The sequence below is a fragment of the Tolumonas auensis DSM 9187 genome, assembly GCF_000023065.1.
GTDB lineage: Bacteria > Pseudomonadota > Gammaproteobacteria > Enterobacterales > Aeromonadaceae > Tolumonas > Tolumonas auensis.
Window position 1 is genome coordinate 360,393 of the sequence record NC_012691.1, and the last position, 24,830, is coordinate 385,222.

Here is a 24,830-nt window from a genome sequence, read left to right on the forward strand (position 1 = left end):
TGTGGAAAATCCGTATTATTCAAGCTTGGCATTATAGCATTGATGTAGTGTCAGGAGTTTCGTACACCAATGACTTGCACAACAGAACCCGTCCCAGTATGGCCAATACCCTCGATGATTTTGCGTTCAACTTTTTGCAGCCGTTCGAACGTCAGGCCTCGTAATTCTTGTTCTAGTATTTCCGGTGTCATTAACCAATCCGGATTTGATGGGCCGCCTGTTTTAAATTCAAGCTGCTCCGGCGTATAGGCTTCGAGCAGTAATACGCCTCCCTCTTTCAGACTTTCCACACAATCGGCATGTACTTGCGAGCGTAAGTCTGGCGGAAAATGCGCAAATATTGCCACCACGCCATCCCATGCTTGTTTACCTGGATTGTAATGCTGCAAATCGGCATGGATCCAATCCACCTTAACACCTTTTGACTTTGCCAGTGTTAGCCCTTTGCTCAATCCCACTTCAGAGGCGTCAACAGCGGTCACATTGAAACCCAGCTCTGCCAGCCAAACAGCATTTCGGCCTTCACCTTCGGCAATACACAAAATATTTCCGCCAGGATGAAAATGGTGTACAGATTGCTTCAGAAAATCATTTGGTGCTGTGCCATAAATAAATCTCGGATCGCTGTATTTTTCGTTCCACATTGATTATATCCATCTGAAGTTAATGGTTATTTGTTATCTAAATTAGTTCTATCGATATAACGAGTTTAGATAAAGAAAACATGGATGCTACTCTGACAGTATGAAGAGGAGTACCGTCATGAGTCAGTATATTAGGTTTTTATTAAATAAAAAGGATGAGGCCGAATCAAATTGTATTGGGCTTATATGTGCTGCTAGCGTTGCTTTAGCTGGGATATTTATGGCCCAAAGTAACATTGCGCAGCATTGGGGATTAAGCGCCCTGACGATTGCTATTGCTTTAGGTATTGTGCTCGGTAATACCGTGTATCCACACATATCACACGCATGCGGGGCTGGCGTTGGTATTGCAAAACAGCAATTACTTAGAATCGGTATTGTTCTTTACGGTTTACGGATCACTTTCCAGCAGATTGCTGGGGTGGGAGTAACGGCTATTCTGACCGATTTGTTGGTATTAAGTTCTACCTTTCTACTGGCTTATTGGCTTGGGACCCGAATTTTTAAACTTGAGCGGGATTCAGTCTTATTAATTGGTGCGGGTAGTTCAATATGTGGCGCGGCGGCTGTGATGGCAACTGAGCCTGTGGTACAAGCTCAAGCCAGTAAAGTCAGCATTGCGGTTGCAACCGTCGTGGTATTTGGTACTGCTGGCATGTTTTTGTATCCGATGTTCTATCATCTGGGCACTACATTGTTGCCCATATTCAAAAATCAAAACAGTTATGGGGTTTATGTCGGTTCGACAATTCACGAAGTTGCACAGGTATTTGCTGCGGGTCAAGCGATAGGTACTAAAGCGGCAGATACTGCTGTTATTGTAAAAATGATTAGGGTGATGATGTTGGCACCATTTCTGTTGATTCTATCTGGTTGGTTGCGATTTAATTCGGTTAAAGGGTCTGCTCAGAGTCGTAAAATTACCATTCCTTGGTTTGCTGTATTTTTTATTGTTATGGCAGGGATCAATTCATTACAGTGGTTGCCCTCGACACTGACTCAAAGCTTGATTGTGTTAGATAATTTTTTGCTTGCGATGGCAATGGCTGCATTGGGTTTGACTACTCATCTGGGGGGAGTTCGAGCTGCGGGACTTAAACCTCTTATGCTGGGCGGTATTCTTTTTATATACCTGATTTTTGGTGGCGGATGTATTAACTGGTTGGTTGCAATATTCTGACCAGTAATCAGAATGCTAAAAAGGCATTTTCTTATAATTTTGGATATTTTCATGCCTGTTCTTTCCACGTTCGTTCAATATTAATCGAAACAACAGAGTCGAGAACAGGCAAAAGATGTATAAATACCCGCGCGTTTACTCTAGTAAACTACGTAACATCCATGCTGTTTTTTCATGTAGTTGGATTCGTTGTGTCAACAAATCAGCAGATGCTTCGTCATTTGCTTTTTCAACAACGGAAAAGAGCGAACGTGCAGTGCGAACAACAGCTTCTTGACCTGCAACTAAATTCTTTATCATTTCTTGTGCTTTCGGTACATCTGTATCTTCCGCAATAACTGTCAATTTAGCGAACTCCAGATACGTTCCTGGCGCATAGACTCCCAAGGCACGAATGCGTTCAGCGATTAAATCTACCGCTAATGCCAATTCGTTGTACTGTGTTTCAAACATCAGATGCAATGTATTGAACATTGGGCCAGTAACATTCCAGTGGTAATAGTGTGTTTTCAGATAAAGCGTATAACTATCAGCTAATAGACGTGACAAACCAGTTGCGATATCCAAACGATCAGATTCATTAATACCGATATTGATGGCTTGAGCGCTCATACTGAACTCCTTCTGTATATTTATAGGTCAAATGAAGTTTCTGTCTAGACTATAATTGGATAGTCACAAAAAAGCGTAACAGGTGTCGCATTTCATTGATTTTTATCATAAGACAGGTTTATGTGAGTAGGCCGCACTCATAGCACGTATACCATTAGGATGTTGATATAGTTCTTCGACGAAAAAGAACCAGTTGCTGATAGATTCTTGGTTAGTGGTGTAGGAGTGCAAGAAACTGCGTATCGCGAGCCACAAGTTAGTTTAAGATTATTTTGTTAAATATCTGTCTCTTTATATTTTTATTTTCTAATATTTGTTTTCAATATAAATGTGAAAAAAGCCCTTATTGGGATTGATTTTTCAGCAAAAAAGGGGCTTTTAGTTTACGAATATAATGTTAACCGACAGGAGATTTTATCTCCCTGTTTTATTTGAATGGAATTCCTGATTTACAACACCCAGCGGCGCAGTGCGGAAGCAATACCACTATCATCATTGCTGCATGTGACAAAATCAGCATATTGCTGTATCTCCGGCGTGGCGTTACCCATGGCCACCCCTAAACCGACCTGCTGGAACATACTGATGTCGTTATGGTTATCGCCAAAAGCAATTACCTGATCCAGCGCAATCCCTTTACCAGCAACCCATTCGGCCAGACGATTACCTTTACTGCTACCAGTATTCACAATTTCCAGACCGTTAGGTGCTGTTCTGTCATGAGTAATCGCTAATCCATCCGGCAATGCATCAATAAATGCGTCAATAGCAGCAGGAGTAGCATGTGCTATCTCTATTTTCCACAAAGGCACGTGCGTATTGCAGAGCGTGGCTAAGGATGAATGTTCAATAAAGTGAGGATAATGTTCTGGCGGGAGGGTACTCAGGTGATTTTTTATTTTAGCAATATGCACATTGTCCGGCTGATGACCAATACCATCACTAAAATGACATATCACATCCAGCTGTAAGGATTCGATGAGGGGTAAGAGTTGTTGCCACTGCCAGTCATGTAAGGGGTTGCCAGCAGTGATTCGCTTAGCCTGAAAATCAAAAATGTAGGCTCCGTTCGAGCAGATTAACGGGGTTTCCAGAGCTAGCTGATGGTGAACCGGACAAGCCATCATATGATGACGTCCTGTTACCAGAATAACCTCAATCCCTTTATCTCTCGCCTGTCGCAATGTATCCACTGTTTCTCTGGTCACCGTATGATCACTGGTTAACAGAGTACCATCCATATCTAAGGCAATGACTGCAATATCTGCCATGGTCAACGTATCTCTTTCCGGGTTAATAGTGACAGGCTGAAACTTTAGCGTTTTTTTTGCAAGTTACCGATACAAGAAAAATTATTGTTTATCCATTAATCGGGGTACGTACTATTAAGAATAAGTGCACCGTTCAGAAGAGAAATAGACTGGCTCTCGCGAAGAGCTTTACGTAAACTTGCGGCTCTTTTGAGCATCTGAGCAGTGGGATTTACAGCATGTCTGACATTCTTAATAGTTTAATCATGGGGGTGGTGGAAGGCATTACTGAGTTTTTGCCTGTATCCAGCACGGGTCATCTGATCGTCACTAAAGAACTTCTGAAATTCGAAGGCAGTGATACGTTTGAAATTGTTATCCAGTTAGGTGGTGTACTGGCTGTGTTGTGGTTTTATTTCAAAACCATTCTGCAGCAAGTAAAAAGCGTAGCCACTGACGCTGCTGTTCGTCGTTTCTGGATGGCGGTCATCGTCGCATTTTTACCGGCCGCTTGTATCGGTCTGGCATTTCATCATTACATCACCGAATACCTGTTTAATAGTGTCACCGTGGCCTGCAGTTTAATTGTTGGTGGCGTCATTATGTGGTGGATCGAAGGTGTCGCTTTTAAACCCCGGACTCTCGCTTTTGAGCAAATCACATTAAAACAGGCTCTGGCCATCGGTTGTGCTCAGCTATGCGCATTAATCCCAGGGGTAAGTCGTAGCGCCTCTACTATCATGGGAGGCATGCTGACAGGTCTTGATCGCTCCACTGCGACTGGATTCAGTTTCTTTCTTTCTATACCGACACTCGGCGCAGCCAGCATCTATTCTCTGCTGAAAGATCTGAACGGTGTAGGCGAGCATGGCATTCTCAATATCAGTATTGGCCTTATCTCTTCCTTTATCGTTAGTCTGCTCTCTATTGGCTGGCTATTACGTTACATCAGTAAACACAATTTCCGTGGTTTTGCCGTTTATCGTATTGTTGTTGGCATCATCATCCTCGCGTTATCGTATTTTGGCTTCTTCTCACCAAGCGTATAAATATCCTGAAATGACAGCAAACCGCCGATTAATTCGGCTGTTTGCTGTAAAAAGCAGCACTCAGCAAAAATCTGCAATAAAGCGCTTGATCAAAAAAGTTCACTCCCTATAATGCGGCCCCACTGAGACGGCAGACGCCGCGACAGAGCGAGTTAAGTGGTTGTGACGAACGACACTTGACAAGCCAGAGGGAAAGCGTAGAATGCGCCTCCCTGACCCAATGCGGTCACGCTCTTTAACAATATATCAAGCAATCTGTGTGGGCACTTGCGTAGATTGATTAGATTGAAAAAATTTAATCAATGATGCGAGTGACTATTAAGAAACAAGTATTCATTGAGTCAAAAAACTTTAATTGAAGAGTTTGATCATGGCTCAGATTGAACGCTGGCGGCAGGCCTAACACATGCAAGTCGAACGGCAGCGGGGGATAGCTTGCTATCCTGCCGGCGAGTGGCGGACGGGTGAGTAATGCCTGGGGAGCTGCCCAATCGAGGGGGATACCAACTGGAAACGGTTGCTAATACCGCATACGCCCTGCGGGGGAAAGGTGGGGACCTTCGGGCCTACCGCGATTGGATGCACCCAGGTGGGATTAGCTGGTTGGTGAGGTAACGGCTCACCAAGGCGACGATCTCTAGCTGGTCTGAGAGGATGACCAGCCACACTGGAACTGAGACACGGTCCAGACTCCTACGGGAGGCAGCAGTGGGGAATATTGCACAATGGGGGAAACCCTGATGCAGCCATGCCGCGTGTGTGAAGAAGGCCTTCGGGTTGTAAAGCACTTTCAGTAGGGAGGAAGGGGTGATGTCTAATACGCATCATCATTGACGTTACCTACAGAAGAAGCACCGGCTAACTCCGTGCCAGCAGCCGCGGTAATACGGAGGGTGCAAGCGTTAATCGGAATAACTGGGCGTAAAGCGCACGCAGGCGGTTAGATAAGTCAGATGTGAAATCCCCGGGCTCAACCTGGGAACTGCATTTGAAACTGTCCGACTAGAGTCTTGTAGAGGGGGGTAGAATTCCAGGTGTAGCGGTGAAATGCGTAGAGATCTGGAGGAATACCGGTGGCGAAGGCGGCCCCCTGGACAAAGACTGACGCTCAGGTGCGAAAGCGTGGGGAGCAAACAGGATTAGATACCCTGGTAGTCCACGCTGTAAACGATGTCGATTTGGAGTTTGTGCCATTATGAGCGTGGGTTCCGAAGCTAACGCGATAAATCGACCGCCTGGGGAGTACGGCCGCAAGGTTAAAACTCAAATGAATTGACGGGGGCCCGCACAAGCGGTGGAGCATGTGGTTTAATTCGATGCAACGCGAAGAACCTTACCTGGCCTTGACATGCTGAGAAGTTTGTAGAGATACGAATGTGCCTTCGGGAACTCAGACACAGGTGCTGCATGGCTGTCGTCAGCTCGTGTCGTGAGATGTTGGGTTAAGTCCCGCAACGAGCGCAACCCCTATCCTTTGTTGCCAGCGGGTAATGCCGGGAACTCAAGGGAGACTGCCGGTGATAAACCGGAGGAAGGTGGGGATGACGTCAAGTCATCATGGCCCTTACGGCCAGGGCTACACACGTGCTACAATGGCGTATACAGAGGGAAGCGACCTCGCGAGAGCAAGCGGAACCCACAAAGTACGTCGTAGTCCGGATCGGAGTCTGCAACTCGACTCCGTGAAGTCGGAATCGCTAGTAATCGTGGATCAGAATGCCACGGTGAATACGTTCCCGGGCCTTGTACACACCGCCCGTCACACCATGGGAGTGGGTTGTACCAGAAGTAGTTAGTCTAACCCTTCGGGGAGGACGATTACCACGGTGTGATTCATGACTGGGGTGAAGTCGTAACAAGGTAACCGTAGGGGAACCTGCGGTTGGATCACCTCCTTACCTTAAACTAATTGACTATGTGAGTGCTCACACAGATTGCTTGTGTCCCCTTCGTCTAGAGGCCCAGGACATCGCCCTTTCACGGCGGTAACAGGGGTTCGAATCCCCTAGGGGACGCCAGAAGTTCTTTAAAAATTTGGAAAGCTGATAAAAGTTCAATCAAGACAAACAAGCGTCTTGGAAAAAACTTGGTATGTAAACCAGTATAACTGGTCACATATGCAGCGTTGAGTAGGAAACTACTTGGGGTTGTATGGTTAAGTGACTAAGCGTACACGGTGGATGCCTAGGCAGTCAGAGGCGAAGAAGGACGTGCTAACCTGCGTTAAGCTGTGAGGAGTCGGTAAGAGACGCTATTACTCACAGATATCCGAATGGGGAAACCCACTGCATTTATGCAGTATTGCATGATGAATACATAGTCATGCAAGGCGAACCGGGAGAACTGAAACATCTAAGTACCCCGAGGAAAAGAAATCAACCGAGATTTCCTTAGTAGCGGCGAGCGAACGGGAATTAGCCCTTAAGTTTCTTGGAAGTTAGTGGAACAGTCTGGAAAGGCTGGCGGCACAGGGTGATAGCCCCGTACATGAAAACGACCTTGAGATGAAAACGAGTAAGGCGGGACACGTGGTATCCTGTCTGAACATGGGGGGACCATCCTCCAAGGCTAAATACTCCTGACTGACCGATAGTGAACCAGTACCGTGAGGGAAAGGCGAAAAGAACCCCTGTGAGGGGAGTGAAATAGAACCTGAAACCGTGTACGTACAAGCAGTGGGAGCCTCTTTGTGGGGTGACTGCGTACCTTTTGTATAATGGGTCAGCGACTTACATTCTGTAGCAAGGTTAACCGAATAGGGGAGCCGTAGGGAAACCGAGTCTTAACTGGGCGACTAGTTGCAGGGTGTAGACCCGAAACCGAGTGATCTAGCCATGGGCAGGTTGAAGGTGCCGTAACAGGTACTGGAGGACCGAACCCACTAATGTTGCAAAATTAGGGGATGACCTGTGGCTAGGGGTGAAAGGCCAATCAAACTCGGAGATATCTGGTTCTCCCCGAAAGCTATTTAGGTAGCGCCTCGGACGAATACTACTGGGGGTAGAGCACTGTTTCGACTAGGGGGTCATCCCGACTTACCAACTCGATGCAAACTCCGAATACCAGTAAGTACTATCCGGGAGACACACGGCGGGTGCTAACGTCCGTCGTGAAGAGGGAAACAACCCAGACCGCCAGCTAAGGTCCCAAAGTACTAGTTAAGTGGGAAACGATGTGGGAAGGCTCAGACAGCTAGGATGTTGGCTTAGAAGCAGCCATCATTTAAAGAAAGCGTAATAGCTCACTAGTCGAGTCGGCCTGCGCGGAAGATGTAACGGGGCTAAACTAGTCACCGAAGCTGCGGATTTGCACGCAAGTGCAAGTGGTAGGGGAGCGTTCTGTAAGTCTGTGAAGGTGTGTGGTAACGCATGCTGGAGATATCAGAAGTGCGAATGCTGACGTGAGTAACGTTAAAGGGAGTGAAAGACTCCCTCGCCGGAAGACCAAGGGTTCCTGTCCAACGTTAATCGGGGCAGGGTGAGTCGACCCCTAAGGCGAGGCTGAAAGGCGTAGTCGATGGGAAGCGGGTTAATATTCCTGCACTTTTTGTAACTGCGATGAGGGGACGGAGAAGGCTAAGTAAGCCAGCGGTTGGTAGTGCTGGTGAAAGGTGGTAGGGATGTACGGTAGGCAAATCCGCTGTACTTTATTCCGAGAGCCGAGACGAAGTGACTACGGTCATGAAGTTACTGATGCCACGCTTCCAGGAAAAGCCTCTAAGCTTCAGGTTACGAAGAATCGTACCCCAAACCAACACTGGTGGTCAGGTAGAGAATACCAAGGCGCTTGAGAGAACTCGGGTGAAGGAACTAGGCAAAATAGTACCGTAACTTCGGGAGAAGGTACGCTGTTGTTGGTGAAGGAATTTACTTCCGGAGCGAATGACAGCCGCAGTGACCAGGTGGCTGGGACTGTTTAACAAAAACACAGCACTCTGCAAACACGAAAGTGGACGTATAGGGTGTGACACCTGCCCGGTGCCGGAAGGTTAATTGATGGGGTTAGCGCAAGCGAAGCTCTTGATCGAAGCCCCGGTAAACGGCGGCCGTAACTATAACGGTCCTAAGGTAGCGAAATTCCTTGTCGGGTAAGTTCCGACCTGCACGAATGGTGTAACCATGGCCACGCTGTCTCCACCCGAGACTCAGTGAAATCGAATTCGCCGTGAAGATGCGGTGTACCCGCGGCTAGACGGAAAGACCCCGTGAACCTTTACTATAGCTTGACACTGAACATTGAACCTACCTGTGTAGGATAGGTGGGAGGCTTTGAAGTGATGACGCCAGTTGTCATGGAGCCGACCTTGAAATACCACCCTGGTATGTTTGATGTTCTAACCTCAACCCATTATCTGGGTCAGGGACAGTGTCTGGTGGGTAGTTTGACTGGGGCGGTCTCCTCCCAAAGAGTAACGGAGGAGCACGAAGGTGGGCTAATCACGGTCGGACATCGTGAGGTTAGTGCAATGGCATAAGCCCGCTTAACTGCGAGACGGACAGGTCGAGCAGGTGCGAAAGCAGGTCATAGTGATCCGGTGGTTCTGAATGGAAGGGCCATCGCTCAACGGATAAAAGGTACTCCGGGGATAACAGGCTGATACCGCCCAAGAGTTCATATCGACGGCGGTGTTTGGCACCTCGATGTCGGCTCATCACATCCTGGGGCTGAAGTTGGTCCCAAGGGTATGGCTGTTCGCCATTTAAAGTGGTACGCGAGCTGGGTTCAGAACGTCGTGAGACAGTTCGGTCCCTATCTGCCGTGGGCGTTGGATGATTGAGTGGGGTTGCTCCTAGTACGAGAGGACCGGAGTGAACGAACCGCTGGTGTTCGGGTTGTCATGCCAATGGCACTGCCCGGTAGCTAAGTTCGGAAAAGATAACCGCTGAAAGCATCTAAGCGGGAAACTTGCCACGAGATGAGTCATCCCTAGGACTATAAGTCCTCTGAAGGGCCGTTGAAGACTACGACGTTGATAGGTGGGGTGTGTAAGTGTAGTGATACATTGAGCTAACCCATACTAATGACCCGAGAGGCTTAACCATACAACACCCAAGTAGTTTTGAAGCGCTTGTTTGATTGATGAACGAAATAAAGACCGCGAGGTCACAGCTTTCCAAGACTTATTGCTAACGAGACCCAATGAGTTAGTGATAAGGGACCCGAATATGCCTGGCGGCAATAGCGCGATGGAACCACCTGTACCCATGCCGAACACAGAAGTGAAACGTTGTAGCGCCGATGGTAGTGTGGCATTCGCCATGTGAGAGTAGGACACTGCCAGGCACCAAATTAATGTGAAGACCTTGGCCGGGTGACAACGGTTAAGCGAGCATAGACGAAAAGTGCGGAGTGGTAGTTCAGTCGGTTAGAATACCGGCCTGTCACGCCGGGGGTCGCGGGTTCGAGTCCCGTCCACTCCGCCAATAACACAAAAGCCCTGAGCCATGCTCAGGGCTTTTTGCTGTCCGGAATCCAGAAGATACATTATGTGTATTCGATCCGGTACCAGACTCTTCGCTAAAAATTGCACTATTGCATTGAGTTGATCGCAGTAATGGCTATGATCAGATGTTGATAGTTTTAATTGATAAAGATGGACTGACAAGGTTACGGAAGCATGAAGTTCGCTATTTTGATTTCAGGGTTGCTGTTAGGTTTCTCGGTTAACGCAACAATAATGCCGAAAGCAGATCTGGTTGTTGTAAAAAAGTCACAGTATAGCCTGACCTTGTATTCAAAAGGGGTCCCATTAAAGCGCTATTGGGTGGCATTAGGCCCTAATCCTCGGGGGCCAAAAATTCGCGAAGGTGATAATAAAACGCCTGAAGGCCGTTATTTATTAGACTACAGAAAGATGGATTCCAATTACTATAAAGCATTTCATATATCTTATCCGAGTTTGAACGATATGAAGCGGGCTCAGCACTTGGGTGTTGAGCCAGGCGGGCAGATTTTATTGCATGGTCAGCGTAAAGGCTCGGTGATGAGTGATGAAACCTTACAGCGCTCTAACTGGACAAATGGCTGCATTGCACTGATTAATGCGGATATGGACGAACTCTGGGAATCTGTATCGCCGGGGACGCCGATAGAGATCCGTCCTTGAGTATATGACTACCCGGTAAGCCAGCTTTGCTGGCTTATTTTTTTGCGGTTACTGTCACATTTTGTCGCAAATAAAGTTATTTCAGACATAGATTTACGTGATTTCTTCGTTAGTTTATCTGTGCTCGAATAACCGGAGAAATAAAAATGAAAGTGATGGGAGCTGCGTTATTGGTAACTTTTTTGTGTGCACCTGTTTATGCTACAGAAGTTACACAGACCAAATCTGTTCCGGTACAAGCCGATAATTTATTTACCAAAGCTGATAAAGATCAGGATGGTAAGTTGGATCAGAAAGAATTTGCTGCATTTAAACAATTGCAGGAAGAGCGCATGATCCGGCAGATTAAGCAGCGTATGAGTAAGATGCAATTTTCTGCTTTTGATAAAGACGGGGATAGTGAAGTTACTCAGGATGAATTAAAGTCGGCACGTATTGAGGCTCGTCAGAAGATGATGCAGCAACTACGTGAACGTCAGTTACAGCTTAAGCCTGTTGTATCAACTGCGGTTGATTCGGCTAAAAAATAAACCAATAAAGCCCCGAGAGGGGGCTTTATTGTCGTATTACTTATTCTGTAACCAGTAAGCAACCTGTTTAGCAAAATAAGTCAGAATGCCATCTGCTCCGGCCCGTTTAAAGCAAAGCAGGGACTCCATGATGCACTCGCGTTCTTTTAACCAGCCATTTTGGATAGCTGCCATATGCATGGCATATTCCCCACTAACCTGGTAGGCAAAGGTTGGTACACCATATTGATGTTTGACCCGGTGAATGATATCGAGATAAGGCATACCTGGTTTCACCATCACCATATCGGCACCTTCCTGTATATCCAGACCAACTTCCTGTAGGGCTTCATTGCTGTTAGCCGGATCCATCTGATAGGTATTTTTATTACCTTTACCAAGATTAGCCGAAGAGCCGACAGCATCCCGGAATGGTCCGTAGTAATTGGATGCATATTTAGCGGAGTAGGCCATGATCTGTGTGTTGACCAGATTATGTTGTTCGAGTGAGCGTCTGATTGCAGCAATACGGCCATCCATCATGTCGGATGGCGCAACGATATCTGCTCCGGCTTTCGCATGACAAAGCGCCTGCCGGACAAGAATATCGCTGGTAATGTCATTCAGTACATACCCATGATCGTCAATGATGCCATCCTGTCCGTGAGTCGTATAAGGATCAAGTGCCACATCGGTGATTACGCCTAACTCTGGAAAGCGTTCTTTTAGTGCGCGCACAACACAGGGGACCAGTCCGTCATCGTTATAGGCTTCCTCTGCCAGCAAACTTTTTTGTTCTGCGGGTATAACCGGAAACAGGGCGATGGCTGGGATACCTAACCGTACCAACTCTTCAGCTTCCTGTAATAACAGATCCAGTGATAAGCGTTCAATTCCCGGCATGCTGGTAATCGTTTCACGACGACTCTCGCCATCTAAAACAAACATCGGATAAATCAGATCATCAACACTCAGCTGATTCTCACGTACCAGACGGCGGCTGAATTCATGTTTACGGACTCTGCGCAAACGGCGAAGCGGAAATGGTGAGGATACAAATTGCGGCATGAATGCTCCTGTAGCTGATAGGTTAACGGCGGGATATTTTCCACCAGCCGTTGAGCCAGCAAATAATACTGATAGTCAGGCCAGCCGATGCCAGCTGTTCATGCGTTGGTAGCAGAAGGATACTACCGAGCAGCAGAGTTGCTCCGGCACCCAACAGAAAACGGGCTTGTGCATGGCGGCGGTGTTGCTGATGATATTGCTGATAAAGTCCCTTCACCATATGCTGCTGATGCTGAACCTGTGTCAGAGTATCGTAAATCAGATCGGGCATATCGGGTAATTTTTCGGCCCAGAATGGCGCTTTCTCTTTGATTGCACGCCATGCAGCCTTAGGTCCGATCTGCTGTCGCATCCAGTGTTCCAGAAACGGCTTTGCGGTTTGCCACAGATCCAGTTGTGGATAAAGGTGCCGGCCCAGCCCTTCGATATAAAGCAGCGTTTTCTGCAACAGAACCAATTGGGGTTGTACATGCATATTAAAACGGCGGGCGGTATTAAATAGATTCAGTAATACCTGCCCGAACGATATTTCGGCCAGCGGTTTGGCGAAAATAGGCTCAAGCACTGTGCGCAATGCAGACTCAAATTCTTCCACTTTGGTATCTGGTGGTACCCAGCCTGATTGCACATGCAGCTCAGCCACTTTCCGGTAATCGCGGTTAAAGAACGCCAGAAAGTTTTCTGCCAGATAACGTTTATCCTGTCGATTCAGCGTACCGACAATCCCACAGTCAATGCCGATCCATTGTGGATCGTGCGGGTGTTCATAAGAAACAAAGACGTTGCCGGGGTGCATATCTGCATGGAAAAAACTGTCGCGGAAGACCTGGGTGAAGAAGACTTCAACTCCGCGTTCAGCCAGTAATTTCAGGTCGGTGCCATTGGCTTCGAGCGCTGCACGATCAGAAACCGGGATACCGTAGATCCGTTCCATGACCAGTACACTCTCCCGGCAATAATCAGAGTACACCAGTGGGACATACAAATGGGATGAGTTTTCAAAGTTCCGGCGCAACTGAATTGCATTCGCTGCTTCACTCATCAGATTGAGTTCATCCAGTAGCGTCCGACGATATTCCTCTATTACCTCTACAGGACGTAACCGGTTGTTTGGTATGAGGAAAGCGACGATTTTTGCGCACAGCCGCATCAGCCGGATGTCATCATTAATCACCGGTTTAATATCCGGGCGGATCACCTTAATGACTATTTCGGCATTATTTTCTTTCAGACGGGCAGTATGCACCTGAGCCACCGACGCGGATGCCAGAGGTTGTTGATCAAAATCGGCAAAAAGCGCTTCAATTGGTTGGCCTAATGCCTGCTCAATTTGCTCCCGTGCCAGTTGCCCATCAAAAGAAGGGACCCGATCCTGTAACATCGCTAATTCTTCAGCCAAATCAGGAGGAAGCAAGTCGCGTCGGGTTGAAAGCATTTGCCCGAATTTAATGAAAACCGGTCCTAAGCCTTCAAACGCATGACGTAATCTCGCTCCCCGTGATTGCTCCGGATAACGATTGCGTAGCCAGAACAGAGAGCGTCGGAACAGACGTACCGGCCAGGGTTGCCAGTGGCGGGGGATCAATTCATCCAGGCCATGTCGTAATAAGACACTACCGATGGTGTAAAAGCGTCGCCATTCGCGCAATATCATTGCTGACTCCGCTTGAAAAATTGTTCTGCCCGTTGCAACAACCGTTCGCTATCCCGTTCCAGATCTGAGACATCATCACAAAAAGCGGCAAGTTGTAGAGTGCCGGGAGCAAGCTGCCATTCTTCGGTAATAGCTTCGCGCAACTCTTGCTTTGCTGACAGCAATTGTACGGATGCACTCTGCTGTATTCTGTTTATTCCCCGGCATATCCAGTGTGCCAATACGTCACCGGTGCAGGCTGAAAGTTGTTCTTCCCAATCGATATCTAATTCGCTGAATAAATGACTAAAGGCATGAAACAGGACAGGATCGCCCTGCAGATCGATCCGTTCTTCACGGATATAACGGCTCAGCTTCTCCGGCTGTCGCAAGACCTGTAATCCTTGCCATTTAAGGCTGAGGCTGGCATGAGCCGGATGCTCATAACAAGTTAATACATCCACCTGTTGTGGCGAGAAAATTAACCAGATTGCAGGCAGTCTCTGTAATTCCAGTTTTAACACTTTGCCATACAGGGTTTTACTGCGTTCTCTTGACTGGGGATCAAGAGATAATAACTGGTTTAATCCTGTTTCCAGCAGTGCAGCCAATGCGACACTCAGGGGGGACAGAGTCATGCCGTTATTCCCGTTATTTTATGTTCAGAATTTGAAGCCACGATGTAGGGCAACGACACCCTGGGTCAGGTTATGATATGTAACTTGTTCAAAACCAACAGATTCCATCATCGCTTTCAGTGTTTCCTGATCCGGATGCATGCGGATGGATTCCGCCAGATATTGGTAACTGTCACTGTCTTTCGCCACTAATTGCCCCATTTTCGGCAATACCTTGAAAGAGTAGAAGTCATACAGTTTTGACATCACTGCGTTAGTCGGTTTGGAGAATTCAAGTACCAGTAAGCGTCCGCCTGGTTTAAGGGCCCGGTACATGGAAGCTAATGCCTGATCTTTATGCGTCACATTACGCAGACCAAAACCGATGGTTATCAGATCGAAGTAATTATCCGGGAAGGGCAAATTCTCAGCATTTGCCTGAACATAGCGGATATTGTTAACCAGACCTTTATTGCGCAGTTTTTCGCGACCGACTTTCAGCATGGAGTCGTTGATGTCAGCCAGTATGACCTCACCGCTTTCGCCGACTAAGCGTGAGAATTTGGCGGTCAGATCGCCGGTACCACCCGCAAGATCCAATATTTTCTGGCCCGGACGAACGCCGGCGCAATCAATGGTGAAACGTTTCCACAGACGATGAATACCAAACGACATCAAGTCATTCATCAGGTCATATTTATCTGCAACCGAATGAAATACATCTGCCACCAGATGCTCTTTTTCAGTTTCAGCAACGGTCTTGAAGCCGAAATGAGTGTTGTCCGCCATGTGCAACGATTCCTTATGCCAATAACATCTGCAGTGTAACGTAATTTTAACCAGACTTCAGAAGCGATTCATTATTGTGTTACGGGATTGGTAGGTCGAGTGGCATGAGATGTTTACAGGAAAAAAGAAAAAAATTGCAGATATTAAAAGGGGCCCGGTGGATGGGCCCCAACAAAACGGTTTTACTTGCTAACTAACTAACTAACTAACTAACTAACTAACTAACTAACTAACTAACTAACTAACTAACTAACTAACTAACTAACTAACTAACTAACTAACTAACTAACTAACTAACTAACTAACTAACTAACTAACTAACAAAACACTCAAACTAGCTAATAATTAACACTGGATTACTTTTAAAAGAATTATCAGGGTGCTGCCTCCTTAGTTTAGGAAGAGCCGTCTTTACTAGTTGCGATGCTATCCGGTATTTCCCGACAGCCAACTTTGCAAAGCGCTCCCAGATGGTCCTTCTGATTGTTTTTGCAGCTGCGCATGGCATCATCATGTGTCCTGATCGGGTCTGGCTATAAGCCTGCTCACCGGATCGTTTGCGACAGAACAAAAAACAATCACCCAGTCGGCCAACAAGCCGGAACGTCGTGAACGATTCACTTCGTCATCCTTCGGGTGCGAAGTGGAATCCTGACGCCCGAAAAGCTTGTTGCTCGCTTAACCTAAGCATGGTACGGCTTGGAAGGTTCTGCAAGTAAGAGCATGAGATTTTATTATTAGTTTGATGCCGAACTTGTTTCTGCCATTTTTATCGGTATAATCGCGCGCCTCGCTATAGTCAACCGCCATTTTATGTGCAAAATGGTTGGTTAAAGTACGAGCACTCATGGGTTCCCTCACCCCATTCGTTATCCAAAAAGGAAATACTATGCTGTTTACCGAACATCAGTCACGGCAAGCGCTGTGGCGTTTGTCTTTGTTTCATATTCTGATCATCGCATCCAGTAATTATCTGGTGCAGTTACCAATAGAAATTGCTGGTGTACACACCACTTGGGGCGCGTTTAGTTTCCCATTCATCTTTTTGGCAACTGATTTAACGGTTCGTATTTTTGGTTCATTGCTGGCCCGCCGCATCATTCTGTATGCCATGTTACCGGCACTTGTGATCTCATATTTGTTATCAGTGCTGTTTAATGCCGGTGACTTTCTGGGATTGGCGCAGATAACGCAGTTTAATTTGTTTGTGGCCCGAATTGCGTGCGCCAGTTTTATGGCTTATCTGCTGGGACAGATCCTGGATATCTCGGTATTCAGCAGACTACGGCAATTACCGCAGTGGTGGGCTGCGCCGCTGGCTTCAACCATCATTGGCAATTTGCTGGATACCGTTGCGTTTTTTGGTATTGCCTTTTATCAGAGCCCGGATCCGTTTATGGCGGAACATTGGGTGGAAATCGCCGCTGTGGATTATGCGGTGAAGTTGATTATTAGTATCGGTTTGTTTGTTCCTGCGTATGGTGTGTTATTACGTCACTTAACCCGGAAATTGCTGGGACAGGATAATGCCAACTGGCAGACCATCTGAATCAATTGATGCCAAAGATCAAGCATTTTTGGCATCAATTTTATGATTTTTTTCCAAAAGCCAATCTTTTTTCCACATTGACATAAATCATGTTTCTTGTTAATTCTTCATTCTGTTTTTTGTAACTCATTGAAAATATTGAATTTTAAATTTGAATTTAAAAGTTTTACATATTGTTTAACAGGTTCTGCCAATTTCTTCAACAAACTTATCCACAAATTAATTTAGTTATCCACAGATTCCTGTCATGGAGCTGAATAGTCAGCTGTGGCATGCTAGTACGATTCCCTTTCATAGATCGAAATACAATGACACAGACGCCTCCTTTGATTCTGGTTGATGGTTCTTCTTATCTTTACCGGGCTTTTTTTGCCTCGCAGCAAGCTGATTTACGTACGTCAAACGGTGAACCGACGGGGGCTATTCGTGTAGTAACGAATATGCTGCGCAGCCTGCTGAAACAGTATCCGGATTCAGTCGTGGCGGTGGTCTTTGATGCTAAAGGAAAGAGCTTCCGTAACGATCTGTATGCAGAATATAAATCCCACCGTCCCCCGATGCCTGATGATTTGCGCAGTCAGATCGAGCCCATTCATCAGATTATTGGTGCGATGGGATTACCATTGCTGGTAATTGACGGGGTTGAGGCGGATGACGTGATTGGGACGCTGGCCCGACAGGCGACCGAATCGCAAATTGATACGTTGATCAGTACGGGTGATAAGGACATGGCACAACTGGTGTCAGAACATGTCACGCTGATGGATACAATGAAGGATCAACTGACGGATCGTCAGGGTGTTATTGATAAGTTTGGTGTGCCGCCAGAATTGATCGTGGACTATCTGGCGCTGATGGGTGACAGCTCGGACAACATTCCAGGTATGGCTGGTGTTGGTGACAAGACTGCGGTTGCTGTTCTGCAGGGCGTTGGCAGTATTGACACCATTGCCGCTCATCCGGAACGGGTAGCGGAGCTCAGTTTCCGTGGCGCCAAAACATTTGCCGCTAAATTTAAAGAGCAGGAAGCGATGGTTCGTCTGTCGCAGCAGTTGGCGACGATCAAGACTGATGTGGAATTACCGGTTTCCCTGGCTGAGTTGCGACGCCATGAATTGCAGAAAGATGTGTTGTTGGCACTCTATCGTCAGTTTGAATTCAAGAATCTGGTGCAGGAACTGGAAAGCGCCAGCGAGGCTGATGCTGAGATAGTCACGCCATCGGATGTGACTGCACATTACGATACGATTCTGACAGATGCGGATCTGACGCGCTGGTTTGAGAAATTACAGCAAGCGGAATTATTTTCTTTTGATACCGAAACTAACTCACTGGATTATATTCAGGCACAAGTGGTTGGTTTGTCGTTTGCCGTTGCACCCGGTGATGCGGCATATTTGCCGCTGGCGCATGATTATTTGGGTGCACCAGAACAACTGGATCGAGAGCAGACACTGGCAAAACTAAAGCCATTACTGGAAGATCCAACCCGTCTGAAAGTTGGACAGCATCTGAAGTTTGATCGCAATGTCCTGCGCAATCATGGTATCCATCTGCAGGGCATTGCATTTGATACCATGCTGGAATCGTATGTACTGAACTCTACGGCTTCCCGGCATAACATGGATGATCTGGCGAAGAAATATCTTAATTACACCACTCAGACGTTTGAAGATGTCGCCGGGAAAGGGGTGAAACAGCTGACTTTTAATCAGGTTGAGCTGGAAAAGGCGGCATTCTATGCAGCAGAAGATGCGGATATTACTCTGCGATTACATCAGACACTCTGGCCTCAGGTAGAAAAAGAACCAGCGCTAAAATCATTGTTGCTGGAGATGGAATTACCGCTGGCCGAAGTGTTGTCGGATATGGAACGTACCGGTGCACTCATCGATCCGTTCCTGCTGCAAAATCAGAGTCAGCAAATTGAAGTGCGTCTGGCGGAACTGGAATCACAAGCGCATGAAATTGCCGGTGGTCCATTTAATCTGGGTTCCCCGAAACAGCTCGGTGAAGTGTTATTCGAAAAACTGCAGTTGCCGGTGATCAAAAAGACGCCAAAAGGTGCGCCATCAACAGCCGAGGAAGTATTGCAGGAGCTGGCTTATGACTATCCGCTGCCCAAATTATTGCTGGAACACCGTAGTTTATCCAAACTGAAATCGACTTATACCGACAAATTACCGCTGATGATTGCTCCTTCGACCGGGCGGGTGCATACCTCTTACCATCAGGCGGTTACGGCCACGGGGCGCTTATCTTCTTCTGATCCTAACTTGCAGAATATTCCGGTACGAACTGAAGAGGGGCGTCGGATCCGGCAAGCTTTTGTTGCTGATCACGGTTACAAAATCGTAGCGGCTGACTACTCGCAGATTGAGTTGCGGATCATGGCACACCTGTCAGAAGATGATGGCTTATTGCAGGCCTTCGCGCATGGTCAGGATATTCACCGGGCAACAGCTGCCGAAATCATGAATATTACGCCGGAAGCCGTAACCAGTGAGCAGCGCCGGAATGCTAAGGCAATCAACTTTGGTTTGATCTACGGGATGAGTGCGTTTGGCCTGGCGAAGCAGTTAGGTATTCCCCGTGGTGAAGCGCAGCGTTATATGGATCGCTATTTTGAGCGTTATCCTGGTGTGCTGACTTATATGGAAAGAACCCGTGAGCAAGCAGAACAGGCGGGTTATGTGGAAACACTGTTCGGTCGTCGGCTTTATCTGCCTGATATTAAAGCGAAAAATATGGGGTTGCGTAAGGCAGCTGAGCGTGCGGCAATCAATGCGCCGATGCAGGGAACTGCAGCCGATATCATCAAGCGCGCCATGATCAAACTCGCGGATTGGATCAAAACCTGTGATAACGGCACGATCCGTATGGTGATGCAGGTACACGATGAATTGGTGTTTGAAGTTCGCGAGGATAAGCTGGACGCTTATGTACCGGTGATCCGGCAATATATGATGGATGCTGCCAGCCTGAAAGTACCATTGGACGTTGGGATTGGTGTAGGTGATAACTGGGATCAGGCACACTGATCTGCAAACAAAAACGCCGATAGCGAAAGCCATCGGCGTTTGATTATTCTGCTTCGCTTATTTCATCTGGCGTATCTTCGGGCTGATACCAATCAGAAAGAATACGGGTGACTTCATCAACACCGGTACCTTTCAGTGAAGAGAAAGCTTCAACACGTACTGAGTCGCCAAAAACCATTGTAGCTTTGCGCACTTGCTGGACGACAGTTTTCCGTGGCCCCGGGTTCAGCTTGTCTGCTTTGGTCAACAGCACCAGTATGTTCAGATCGCTGTTTGATGCCCATTCCAGCATCTGCAGATCAAGATCCTTGAGTGGATGACGAATATCCATCAGCAATACTAAGGCCTTCAGCGATTCACGTTTCTGCAGATATTCCGATAAGGCCGCTTGCCATTTCAGTTTCATCTCGATCGGCACTTGTGCATAGCCGTAACCCGGCAAGTCGACCAGACGTTTACCCGGTTCCAGTTCAAACAAGTTGATTAACTGAGTCCGGCCAGGGGTTTTACTGGTACGGGCCAGTTGTCGCTGTTGTGTCAGTGCATTCAGTGCAGACGATTTACCTGCGTTGGAACGACCGGCAAAGGCGATCTCAATGCCACCGTCATTGGGCAGATGACGAATGTCCGGTGCACTGGTAACAAAATGCACCTTACGAAAATTCAGCAGCGGTGTATCCAAAGTCGCAGTCCTGACTAAAAAATGATTTATAGGCTATGTTATCACAGACTGCTGCATAGCCCCAACGTTGGGACAGCTGCGGTACGGTGAACCGGTACTTTTCCTGCCCGATTTCAGACTGTTTAACTAACGGTGCTGACATGGAGTGCAGATCTCTCATTGCTGTGCTTTTTTCACTTCCTGTATCTTGCGCATCACTGCCATTAATAACATCACCTGATAGGGTACCATCATGAAGAAACCAACCATCATCAGCAGCAATTCGTAGTAAGGGTAGTGCCACGTTTCCGGCCACCAGTGCAGCCAGCCGAAATATTCCAGCCCTCCCCACATGACCAATAAAATCCCGGCCATATCCAGTGTTAACCAAGGTAAAGGAACTAGTAGTTTTGTTTTATTCATCAGAAACTCCTGGCCTGGTAGTGTCAATATAGTCAGTTGACCAATATGATTGGATTTTATACATTCGCCGCGGCTTTTCTCTGAGCCTGGATAATTTAACTGGAAAAAAATCGATGAAAAAAATTATTGTTGCTGGGGCTTTGTTGGTTATGTCTGGTGTGGCAAATGCGGGATTGCTGGATGCCGTGGCTGAAACGGCGACGGCAGTGGCCTCATCTAAAGAAACCGGTGTATCTGCTGATCAGGCGATTACTGCATTGCTGAAAACCAAATTTCAGGAAAATGTGACTACTAAAGCACAGGTAAAAGAAAATCTGGGTGAGCCCAAAGCTACTGCTACTGATAACTCGCTGGATGTCTGGACCTACGACATGGACAGTGTAAATAATAAATTAAGCACAATCACTGGCATTGCTAAAGCTTTCGGGAACGATACATCTAAAGTTGAAAAAGTAGTTGAGTTGAAGTTTGATGGTGACGTAATGAAGAGCTATGCAGTGGTTGATGCTGCTTCTGCCGGCTAATATTGCTTTGTGATTACCCAAGCGAGCTTATGTAGCTCGCTTTTTATTTTCGTCTCGTTACCATGAGCCTGGTTCAGGCATTCCTCTTTTTATCCAAGCATCATACTCTATAATGAAATCTAATTTATCCATGGCGAATATTGCAATAATACATAAAACAGAAAAAATAATCCCTTTTTTATTCTTTAAAATAATGCTTGCCAGTAAGTTTAGTGACAGTGGGAACAATAAAATAAAAATATTGAATCCTATGTGATTTCCTTTGGATGCAATAAAAAACAAAAAAAATAAAATTATAATTGGGAGTGTTATGAACTTCATGGTCTTATGGTCTCACTATTTGTGGTTTGATTTTAAAACCATTACCAAAAACTGAATTTTGACCTCTTTTATATGCCCAAAGATAGACCTCTTTAGATGTAGTAGATATTTTTTTATATTCAATATCAGATTCTGAAAAATAAGCATAACCTTTTTGGCCACAAACGATAGTTTTTTGTGATTCACTGAATAATTCAGCAATGGATAAGTCTCTGGCCTCGCCAGATATACCTGAGTTGCAACCATAAAGTGTTAGTGTCGCGTTTTTTGCCCATGACAACCTAGGTAGACTTAGTATTTCATCATAGCTAATAGTCCCATCCTCCGAATTTGATGCTAGAAACTCCAAACCATCTTCGCTTTCCCCTTTACTTGCATGAGAGAAAATATGTCCTTCCTTTATTAAGGATAATTTTTCTTTTTGCATGTTTTTTATTTTATCCCATGCTGATTTGAATTCGGTACTAGTTTTTATTGGAAATGACAATATCAGAGTGTTATTTTCTTTTTTTGTCTTTTCTTTTATTAGATTGTGTCTTGTTGTTCCGGCCCTTTCGAATGCTTTATCATCACCATCTTTTATATAATAAAAGATAAAATAGATTAACCTGGCCTCAATATTGGCTATATAGCAAGAGTTTTTTGTTTCATTTGCTTTGCATGAAAGGTTCATTTCTTATCCAATCAGAATTTTTATATCATCTGGGTTCTTACAGAATACACGCTCTGTTAATCCGCCTTCATCTGTATGTCCATGAGCTAATAGATCGTTATTTGATTTCCTAATTAATTTGTATGGTACATTTTTTAACGGTTCTCCTGAGTTTTTTTCAATTAATTTAACTTGCTCATCATAAATAATAGAAGGTTCTTGCTTAGAATTATAAATTTTGCTGAGAGGTGTTATTTTTTTGATGGCTGGCAATTGAATGGAACTTAATATTACAGGTAATGTTATTTTTTGTAATATAGGATATAGTGTTGGTGCTATGGCACCGCCACTGTTGATCCTGATGCTTGCTCCTTGCAGTTTAATGCCGGCATCATCAAGTAACAAAGTGCTGCCGCCTGCATCAAAGCTCATGGCGGTTGCAGCTTCCAATACCATAGTTTGCCCGGCTTTAACGTGCAGTTCCTGATCAATTTTTGTCAGCCATTTATGGTCGATATGCAGGTGCTGATTCTGTAATACATGTAGATCCTGATTGCCGGATATATCCGTCAGGCGGTTTTTATTTATAGTCAGATGTGCTTCACCGGAAGTATGTTGTACATCTTTTCCGCCGATCCACCGATGTTCATTGCCGCCAATTTCAGTACGACTGGTGCGTTTTACTTTGCGATACCAGTTACGTTGCGCGTGCAGCACAATTTGCTCTTTGCCTTTTTTATCTTCAAAACGCAGTTCGTTGAAACCACCGCCACCCGGGCTGGACAGGGTTCGAATACCACTTTGTGAATGATTTACCGGATATTTCACCGGCGAGGTATTTGCTGCGTTATAGACGTAGCCGGTAACATAAGGCCGATCAATATCGTGTTCCAGAAATGCCACTATGACTTCTTGTCCGACTCGTGGCAGAAAGTGCTGTCCGTAAGCGGCTCCTGCCCAACCTTGTGCTACCCGCAGCCAGCAACTGGAGTTGGCATCCCCGGTCGCGTCTTTATCCCAGTGAAACTGTACTTTTATCCTGCCATATTCATCGGTGCAAATTTCCTGCCCATCGGGCCCGGTCACTAATGCAGTCTGGTAGCCACTGATTTGTGGTTTGGCATGAATCCGGGGCAGGCTGAAAGGGATATCTTTATGATGTAACACCAGATTATTCTGATACTTACTACTGCCACTGGCTAACTCCTTCAATACCTGCGGTTGTTCTCCCGAATGCTGAATACTAACCACCAGCCAGTCGATATTGAGCGTTGCCAGAGGGTGTTCCGTCACAGGTAAAAAATAACCCGGAGTGATATTCCGTACATTGCCGGTTGCATAGGCACGCTGGCATTCATTTTGTTGTTGATTCAGAAATAATGCTGCCCGCTTGCCAGCCTGATGCTGAGAGTCTTGCCGGGTACCATATTCGTACCATTCACACCGTGCTGTTTGTGTTTTTCCGGTCAGGGAAAAAGAGGGGCGGGTAAAGTCATATTCTCTTATTTCCGTGGATCCCTCCGTTGCCTGAAATTGCCAGTCCAGCTGGCTGATAGCAGGTTTATCCGGATTCTGACCTGAATCAGGCTGATAGCTGACTGCTCCGGTTTTCGGACAGTTTTCTTTACCATCAACAAAAACCATGGTGAGCTGGTTGACCGTGTGTTCGAAGTAGTAAAACAGGCTATGAAATTCACACAGCCGCTGGATAAAATTCAGGTCGGTTTCTCTATATTGCACGCAGTAGGCAAGCGGGGGGTGTTGCTGCGTTGTTTGAAAACGGATGGCTGCGGGATTGAGCCCGGCTTGTTGCCAGACAGCCTGGATAATCCCGGTCACTGATTTGTTCTGGAAGATACGCTGATCGGTTCTGTACTGAAGCAGCTTTGCTTGTGGCACGAGATGAAAGCGATAGTGATGATGACGGGAGTCTGTTTTGATATGCCCGGCACAAAGCACGATGCCATGAATATAACGTGGGGTTGGATTGTTCTGCAGGATAAGACACGCTGTTTGATGCTGTAATGCCAGGAGATCCAGCGAGTCTGAATCGCAGACGACATCAATTTCAAACAGGTAGTCAGAACCGAGGGCTTCCTGTCCGGAAAAACGTAATACGCCTAACTCTTCATGACAGCCATCAACAGTAAAAAGAAACTGCGCTTCATTGGCAGAAAAGAACCACATTCACCATACCCTCCG

Annotated in this window: 18 protein-coding genes, 2 tRNA genes and 3 rRNA genes; 12 read left to right on the top strand and 11 right to left on the bottom strand. The window is 46.4% G+C overall.

Annotated elements, in window-relative coordinates:
* Positions 1 to 50: 50 nt before the first annotated feature.
* Positions 51 to 644 (bottom strand): class I SAM-dependent methyltransferase, encoded by a 594-nt coding sequence (locus TOLA_RS01685; RefSeq protein WP_012728552.1) that lies wholly within the window; start codon positions 642 to 644, stop codon positions 51 to 53.
* 118 nt (positions 645 to 762) lie between these two features.
* Here TOLA_RS01685 and TOLA_RS01690 point away from each other — a divergent pair, with 118 nt between their 5' ends.
* Positions 763 to 1,824, top strand: coding sequence for a YeiH family protein (locus tag TOLA_RS01690; protein ID WP_012728553.1), 1,062 nt, complete (start codon positions 763 to 765; stop codon positions 1,822 to 1,824).
* A gap of 135 nt (positions 1,825 to 1,959) precedes the next feature.
* Here the strand turns inward: TOLA_RS01690 and TOLA_RS01695 are convergent, their stop codons facing one another.
* Entirely contained in the window at positions 1,960 to 2,436 is a 477-nt protein-coding gene (locus TOLA_RS01695) for a Dps family protein (protein ID WP_012728554.1), read from the bottom strand.
* Positions 2,437 to 2,885: 449 nt separating this feature from the next.
* Entirely contained in the window at positions 2,886 to 3,707 is an 822-nt protein-coding gene (locus TOLA_RS01700) for a Cof-type HAD-IIB family hydrolase (protein ID WP_012728555.1), read from the bottom strand.
* Between the two features lie 218 nt (positions 3,708 to 3,925).
* Between TOLA_RS01700 and TOLA_RS01705 the strand changes: the two genes are divergently transcribed.
* From TOLA_RS01705 to TOLA_RS01740, 8 genes are all read left to right on the top strand, one after another.
* Positions 3,926 to 4,735: an undecaprenyl-diphosphate phosphatase gene (locus TOLA_RS01705; protein WP_012728556.1), complete on the top strand. Its 810-nt coding sequence runs from the start codon at positions 3,926 to 3,928 to the stop codon at positions 4,733 to 4,735.
* Between the two features lie 352 nt (positions 4,736 to 5,087).
* Positions 5,088 to 6,633, top strand: a 16S ribosomal RNA gene (locus tag TOLA_RS01710).
* A gap of 44 nt (positions 6,634 to 6,677) precedes the next feature.
* A tRNA-Glu gene (locus tag TOLA_RS01715) sits at positions 6,678 to 6,753 on the top strand.
* Between the two features lie 135 nt (positions 6,754 to 6,888).
* Positions 6,889 to 9,777 (top strand): 23S ribosomal RNA (locus TOLA_RS01720).
* 126 nt (positions 9,778 to 9,903) lie between these two features.
* A 5S ribosomal RNA gene (gene rrf / locus TOLA_RS01725) occupies positions 9,904 to 10,018 on the top strand.
* Together the 16S, 23S and 5S rRNA genes with 2 tRNA genes alongside form the textbook arrangement of a ribosomal RNA operon.
* A gap of 63 nt (positions 10,019 to 10,081) precedes the next feature.
* A tRNA-Asp gene (locus TOLA_RS01730) sits at positions 10,082 to 10,158 on the top strand.
* 254 nt (positions 10,159 to 10,412) lie between these two features.
* Entirely contained in the window at positions 10,413 to 10,841 is a 429-nt protein-coding gene (locus tag TOLA_RS01735; RefSeq protein WP_425358053.1) for a L,D-transpeptidase family protein, read from the top strand.
* Between the two features lie 146 nt (positions 10,842 to 10,987).
* Positions 10,988 to 11,371, top strand: a complete 384-nt coding sequence (locus TOLA_RS01740; RefSeq protein WP_012728558.1) for an EF-hand domain-containing protein — start codon at positions 10,988 to 10,990, stop codon at positions 11,369 to 11,371.
* Positions 11,372 to 11,407: 36 nt separating this feature from the next.
* Here TOLA_RS01740 and hemB read toward each other — a convergent pair whose 3' ends face one another.
* From hemB to ubiE, 4 genes are read right to left on the bottom strand one after another with little or no spacing between them, the layout of a single operon-like run.
* Positions 11,408 to 12,418: a porphobilinogen synthase gene (gene hemB / locus TOLA_RS01745; protein ID WP_012728559.1), complete on the bottom strand. Its 1,011-nt coding sequence runs from the start codon at positions 12,416 to 12,418 to the stop codon at positions 11,408 to 11,410.
* 22 nt (positions 12,419 to 12,440) lie between these two features.
* The gene (ubiB, locus tag TOLA_RS01750) at positions 12,441 to 14,072 is read right to left on the bottom strand and encodes a ubiquinone biosynthesis regulatory protein kinase UbiB (protein WP_012728560.1); all 1,632 of its coding nucleotides are present in this window, start codon (positions 14,070 to 14,072) and stop codon (positions 12,441 to 12,443) included.
* Complete coding sequence (locus TOLA_RS01755) at positions 14,069 to 14,689, bottom strand: ubiquinone biosynthesis accessory factor UbiJ (RefSeq protein WP_012728561.1); 621 nt, start codon at positions 14,687 to 14,689, stop codon at positions 14,069 to 14,071. Before TOLA_RS01755 ends, ubiB begins: the two co-directional genes overlap by 4 nt.
* Before the next feature lie 24 nt (positions 14,690 to 14,713).
* Positions 14,714 to 15,457, bottom strand: coding sequence for a bifunctional demethylmenaquinone methyltransferase/2-methoxy-6-polyprenyl-1,4-benzoquinol methylase UbiE (gene ubiE / locus TOLA_RS01760; RefSeq protein ID WP_012728562.1), 744 nt, complete (start codon positions 15,455 to 15,457; stop codon positions 14,714 to 14,716).
* 889 nt (positions 15,458 to 16,346) lie between these two features.
* On the opposite strand from ubiE, the gene TOLA_RS01765 reads away from it, so the two are divergent.
* The gene (locus tag TOLA_RS01765; protein WP_012728564.1) at positions 16,347 to 17,006 is read left to right on the top strand and encodes a 7-cyano-7-deazaguanine/7-aminomethyl-7-deazaguanine transporter; all 660 of its coding nucleotides are present in this window, start codon (positions 16,347 to 16,349) and stop codon (positions 17,004 to 17,006) included.
* A gap of 308 nt (positions 17,007 to 17,314) precedes the next feature.
* Positions 17,315 to 20,047, top strand: coding sequence for a DNA polymerase I (gene polA, locus TOLA_RS01770; protein WP_012728565.1), 2,733 nt, complete (start codon positions 17,315 to 17,317; stop codon positions 20,045 to 20,047).
* Positions 20,048 to 20,090: 43 nt separating this feature from the next.
* Here polA and yihA read toward each other — a convergent pair whose 3' ends face one another.
* Both yihA and TOLA_RS01785 read right to left on the bottom strand, forming a co-directional pair.
* Positions 20,091 to 20,729, bottom strand: coding sequence for a ribosome biogenesis GTP-binding protein YihA/YsxC (gene yihA / locus TOLA_RS01775; protein ID WP_012728566.1), 639 nt, complete (start codon positions 20,727 to 20,729; stop codon positions 20,091 to 20,093).
* Positions 20,730 to 20,885: 156 nt separating this feature from the next.
* Positions 20,886 to 21,131, bottom strand: a complete 246-nt coding sequence (locus TOLA_RS01785) for a hypothetical protein (RefSeq protein ID WP_012728567.1) — start codon at positions 21,129 to 21,131, stop codon at positions 20,886 to 20,888.
* A gap of 113 nt (positions 21,132 to 21,244) precedes the next feature.
* Here TOLA_RS01785 and TOLA_RS01790 point away from each other — a divergent pair, with 113 nt between their 5' ends.
* Positions 21,245 to 21,655: a hypothetical protein gene (locus TOLA_RS01790; protein ID WP_012728568.1), complete on the top strand. Its 411-nt coding sequence runs from the start codon at positions 21,245 to 21,247 to the stop codon at positions 21,653 to 21,655.
* Between the two features lie 325 nt (positions 21,656 to 21,980).
* Here TOLA_RS01790 and TOLA_RS01800 read toward each other — a convergent pair whose 3' ends face one another.
* Both TOLA_RS01800 and TOLA_RS01805 read right to left on the bottom strand, forming a co-directional pair.
* Complete coding sequence (locus tag TOLA_RS01800; protein WP_012728569.1) at positions 21,981 to 22,649, bottom strand: hypothetical protein; 669 nt, start codon at positions 22,647 to 22,649, stop codon at positions 21,981 to 21,983.
* Positions 22,650 to 22,652: 3 nt separating this feature from the next.
* A complete protein-coding gene (locus TOLA_RS01805) occupies positions 22,653 to 24,815 on the bottom strand; it encodes a type VI secretion system Vgr family protein (RefSeq protein ID WP_012728570.1) in 2,163 nt (720 codons plus the stop codon).
* Positions 24,816 to 24,830 lie beyond the last annotated feature (15 nt).